The sequence below is a fragment of the Oligoflexus sp. genome (genome assembly GCF_035638955.1).
Classification (GTDB): Bacteria; Bdellovibrionota_B; Oligoflexia; order Oligoflexales; family Oligoflexaceae; genus Oligoflexus.
The window spans coordinates 1-4,228 of the sequence record NZ_DASQYZ010000117.1 but is presented as its reverse complement, the minus strand read 5'-3'; the positions used below and the strand labels follow the sequence as shown (position 1 = coordinate 4,228).

The 4,228-nt window shown below is 51.2% G+C and carries 5 protein-coding genes; 3 read left to right on the top strand and 2 right to left on the bottom strand.

The features are described from left to right. Positions 1-252: 252 nt before the first annotated feature. Entirely contained in the window at positions 253-546 is a 294-nt protein-coding gene (locus tag VE954_RS11400; protein ID WP_324952770.1) for a DDE-type integrase/transposase/recombinase, read from the bottom strand. 3 nt (positions 547-549) lie between these two features. Between VE954_RS11400 and VE954_RS11395 the strand changes: the two genes are divergently transcribed. The 3 genes from VE954_RS11395 (at position 550) to VE954_RS11385 (ending at position 2,063) form a co-directional block, all read left to right on the top strand. Further along, a complete protein-coding gene (locus tag VE954_RS11395) occupies positions 550-969 on the top strand; it encodes a hypothetical protein (protein WP_324952768.1) in 420 nt (139 codons plus the stop codon). A 427-nt stretch (positions 970-1,396) separates the two neighbouring features. Next, the gene (locus VE954_RS11390; protein ID WP_324952766.1) at positions 1,397-1,771 is read left to right on the top strand and encodes a transposase family protein; all 375 of its coding nucleotides are present in this window, start codon (positions 1,397-1,399) and stop codon (positions 1,769-1,771) included. A 25-nt stretch (positions 1,772-1,796) separates the two neighbouring features. Beyond that, complete coding sequence (locus tag VE954_RS11385) at positions 1,797-2,063, top strand: transposase (protein ID WP_324952764.1); 267 nt, start codon at positions 1,797-1,799, stop codon at positions 2,061-2,063. Between the two features lie 218 nt (positions 2,064-2,281). Here the strand turns inward: VE954_RS11385 and VE954_RS11380 are convergent, their stop codons facing one another. Continuing rightward, positions 2,282-3,880 (bottom strand): hypothetical protein, encoded by a 1,599-nt coding sequence (locus VE954_RS11380; RefSeq protein WP_324952762.1) that lies wholly within the window; start codon positions 3,878-3,880, stop codon positions 2,282-2,284. Positions 3,881-4,228: the final 348 nt, after the last annotated feature.

The following is a 4,228-nucleotide window of genomic DNA, read 5'->3' as shown; positions in this document are numbered from 1 at the left end:
ACGTGAGCTTCTGAAGTCAGCACTCGCCTCGAATTGATCAGCCAGGGAAAAGACCAGCCGTATGTCACATTGCATTGAAAAAACCTCCTCAGGAGGAGGATTGCATCTCCCAGGAGGCGGCTTTTAGTCAACAATATTAGTTGGTTGATTAATTCCTAAGCATTCTTTCCGGGGCCCTGACACACGACGGGTCTGTCGCAAACATTTCCGAGGCTGAAGTGAGTTTTTGAAGGGATCATTCCCTGGACGCAGTTATCCGGCGAGGGCATAAAGCTGCCCCTTTGGAGTGGAACCCTGGATGTCCAGCTGGCCTTTTTTGATCATGACCATCATCTCGATTCCCGCGATGGTCTTCGCAGCCGACATGAAGGTTTTAAAGCCCAGCATGGGCCTTGTCCTTTGCCTCACCCGCCTGTGATCCTGCTCGATAAGGTTATTGAGATATTTCACCTGCCGGAGCTCAATGTCAGTGGAGTGTTCGTGATTGAAAGTCTTGAGACCGGCGGCGTTGGACCCTGACTTGTCTGCGTTGATCTTTTCCGGCACTCCATGCTGACGAATGGCCTTTTTCAAAAACCGGATGACGATGACTGGTTCGAGGGACGTTCGGTCGGCCTCTCGCCGTCTGGCCTCATTTGGCTCTGGTCTCAGGAAAAAGTAGCATTTTGGGGTGAAAAAGACTGGCAGGTGTTCCCGCGGAAAGGATTGCCGCTTGATACCTACGTCAATCCATCGATCCTTTTCGACAAAGCAGGGCGTATTTGGATTCCGACTCGGCTGGAAGAGGCATTCTCTGTTTTTGATCCTGAGAATTTAACGTTCAATACAGTAAAGTTTTCGCCGTCAATTCTGACCGAATACACCATGTATGAAGATTCATCCCGAAATCTATGGGAGATTAGCGAGTCTCGTGTTAAAGCCGTCCACTTCGAAATTGGAGATCGCGTAAAGGGTGTGAGTACGGACTAGTGGGTCATTCGACTCGATCGTGACCATTCCTGCTTCGCTTTTACCGCCACTTTTGTGCAGCGCCGGATTTCGCCAAGGCATGGAGACGAAGCCGCCTTCTTTTTCTTCGAGGCGTTATCCACCCCAGACAAATCGTGTGGGATTGCGATTCCAAACTGCGGCAGTCGCCTCTTTGATCTCGAATGCCTCAATTCGCGAGCCCTATCATTTACGATGGTCGCACGGCCGTATGTAACGCTGTGGATTGGCCAGGGCTTTGAGCAAGACGGACTGCTTCATATTTGAACTCGGGGAAAACGGGCGACGTTTACCTTTTGATTTAACGGACTTTTCTGGCTTCACTGGCTCCCTATCCTCATGATTGCATTTTATCAGATGACTCCACGGAATCCGGGTAGCTTCAGTTCCTATTCGGGAGGACACTATAATGCTGGCAGACATACATAAATTAGTTTACGCACTCTCGTTGGCAGACATCTTTGGTATAACTGATGACACTCGAAATCTTCGAGGAAAGCGATATACACTTTCATTTCTCCTCAATTCCACTGCTTGCGCTATGATGTCCGGAGCTCAAGGTTTCGTTCAAATTGCTGAGTGGATCTGCGCACAACCTCTTTCCAAACTAAAAAATTTGGGCAATTTGCGAGACACTCACCCCGATGAGTCGACAATTCGGAAAACGTTTTCGAAAATTAAACTTGCTGATTTTCAGCGCCATGTCTACGGTTGGTTCGATGGAAGCACTGAGTATCATGCCCTTGCCGTCGATGGCAAGACACTAAAAAGCTTCGAGGGATAGGAGTAACAAACAATTACATTTTCTATTGGCAGTTACCCATGGAAGGGGCGTTGCACCTGGGGATAGGCAAGTTGATCATAAAGGCAGTGAGATTCATGAAATTAAACCTCTGTTGGATGGCCTTAATATTCGTGGCAAGATTGTGACTGCCGACGCACTTCATGGCACCAAAGACTTTGCAGAATATCTCGTCAGCAGACGGGCCGACTATGTCTTTGTAATGAAAGGCAATCGCAAGAAGCTTATGGGGATTGCCTGGATGGACGACTGGGAATATATTCGTTATTCATGAAACACAGGAGCAATTTCAGGCATCTCCCGCTTGGCCAATTGGGATGCCGCGCATAAAAATACTGGCATGCACATACAGTCGCTCAAAATCCTAATCCTGAGCGAACCCATGTCCATAAAATTAAGTCTACTTCAGCCCTAGGAGCCGTGGCGTTCTTAGTAACGCCGGCGCTCCCACAAGGTGAGTCGCTGCCCCGAAGTTGGGCGAGGGGCCGCTGGTCAGTCTCTGATGCAGGAATCTTTACCACGGCTTTTTTGGATGCCCGCGTAGCGTTCTGCAGTGTCAGTAAACGTCACGCTGTCTGTATAGAACGTGCCTTTAAAACCTGTGCGAAAGAGGCCCTCAAAATCCCCCATGGCAGGTGCATCCCAATCCGTGCACCAGACACCGCTCGCTTCTTCGTTGCTCAGGATGAAGGAAGGCTTTGGCGTTACGTTGGAGTTCGCGCCGATCGTCTGCTCCACTTCGCTGTCGCTTGCGCCAAGAAGTTTTACCACGTCACGGGCGAAACCGGACTGATCCTGGCTCACATACCTCGTGAAGTAGACTACCTCATCACATCCTGCATTCCTCAGAACCAAGGTCGGGCTGAGATCAATCCAACCTCCCAAAGAATAATATTGATCGTCCACGCGGCGTATTTCGGAAAGGCCAGGTTCTGCCGGGGAAACGGAAATAATATCTGTCCAGGCTTTTTCACCAAGAGGCTCGAAGCGCTGCGTTCTCGAGTCTGTATAACCCTGTTCGTTTCTTTTGATTCGGGCCAGATCGCTGTCGCGACCAAAGTAACCCACCCGGATCTCGCTGAAAACGGGATGAAAATCGGGATAGGCACCCTCATGATATCGGGCGTACGCAGCGCGGAAGGCTGCAAGGTTAGCTGGGCCCACGAGAACGGATGTGGAAGCCAGGGTCATCATACCCTTGCCGATGCGGTCGTCGATCCGATGAGGGCCTGTGGGGTCGGCGTTGTTCTGCGTTCGGTACGAGCCGATCAACTCCTGCCACCGCTTCTGACAGGTCGTGTTACCGAAGGCGACAGGCTCTGGCCACTCTTTGCCACGCATGGGTTCAGCGCACTGGCTGAGAACCTGATCCACCGCCGCGGCGGGATAGGACGCGCCATAGCCGGCATAGAAATCCGCAATGCGGCCGATGCGGCGCGCGAACTCCTTCCAATTGATAAAGCCTGGAAAGAAGAAAACAGTCGGGCTCTCTGCTTTCCAATTGCCAAAATTCGCAAGGTTATTTTGCAGCTCTTTAAGATGGAAACGCAGGTTGCCTGAAGTTTGAAATAGCGTGATCAGATCGGGATTTACGAGGCCTCGGAACTCCGGTCGGGAAAGCGCAATTTCCAGCTGGTGCCAGGCGGCTTCGGGGTCAGTTTCGACCACTTGGCCGAAACTTTTGTCTTGAACCTTGCGCTTCAACTCCTGGAGAGTCTCAATCGTAAAGAGCAGGGCCTGAACTTCTTCTGTCTCCTTATAGGCTTCAATGTAACCCAACATGGACTTTAACATAAAGGAGAGCCGTAGACGCTCCTCGGATGGACTGCAGGCATGCCCCGAGCATGTTGTCATGAGGGAATTCATGCGCATGGATTCATATAGAAACGAACTAATGCTGCCAGAGCTTCCGCCGGCGATGCCGTCGAAGGCCGGATAGGATTCATGGTAGCGCCCCATGGCACCAAAATGCGCGACAATCCGGTCACCGTTGCCGCGAATGGCAGCGCAAGTTTTGTATGCGTTAGCGTGAATGGTTTGGCTCGAGAGCATGAGCGGGAAAATAACGGTCGCTGACAAAGTACGAAACATGAGTATTTCCTGAAGTTGAAGGTCATCCGCATATTGTTTCAAGGCTCGCCCTTCTTACAGTACTTGGCTTGGTTGTGCAACGGGGTAACAGTCGAGGGGATGACTGAGGCAGGGCCCCGGGGTGAGTAGACCCACCAGATCGCTCCAGTAGGCCCCTCCTCAGAACGCAGCATGCGGATTTCCCGCACTACGCTCCCGATCATAGGTCATGCTTTCGCATACTGACCAGATCTCTCATCCTTCCACGTGAAAGGATATATCTCAGCCCCTTGCAAGCAGCCAATCGACACGCAGGTCGAAAAAGATAGGACATCAACAACGACGAACGTGTCGGTAAATTGAGCGGTC

Excerpts from the sequence above, each read along its gene's own strand:
- VE954_RS11395 (WP_324952768.1), top strand. The coding sequence starts at position 550 with ATGCTGACGAATGGCCTTTTTCAAAAACCGGATGACGATGACTGGTTC.
- VE954_RS11380 (WP_324952762.1), bottom strand. The coding sequence starts at position 3,880 with ATGTTTCGTACTTTGTCAGCGACCGTTATTTTCCCGCTCATGCTCTCG.
- VE954_RS11390 (WP_324952766.1), top strand. The coding sequence starts at position 1,397 with ATGCTGGCAGACATACATAAATTAGTTTACGCACTCTCGTTGGCAGAC.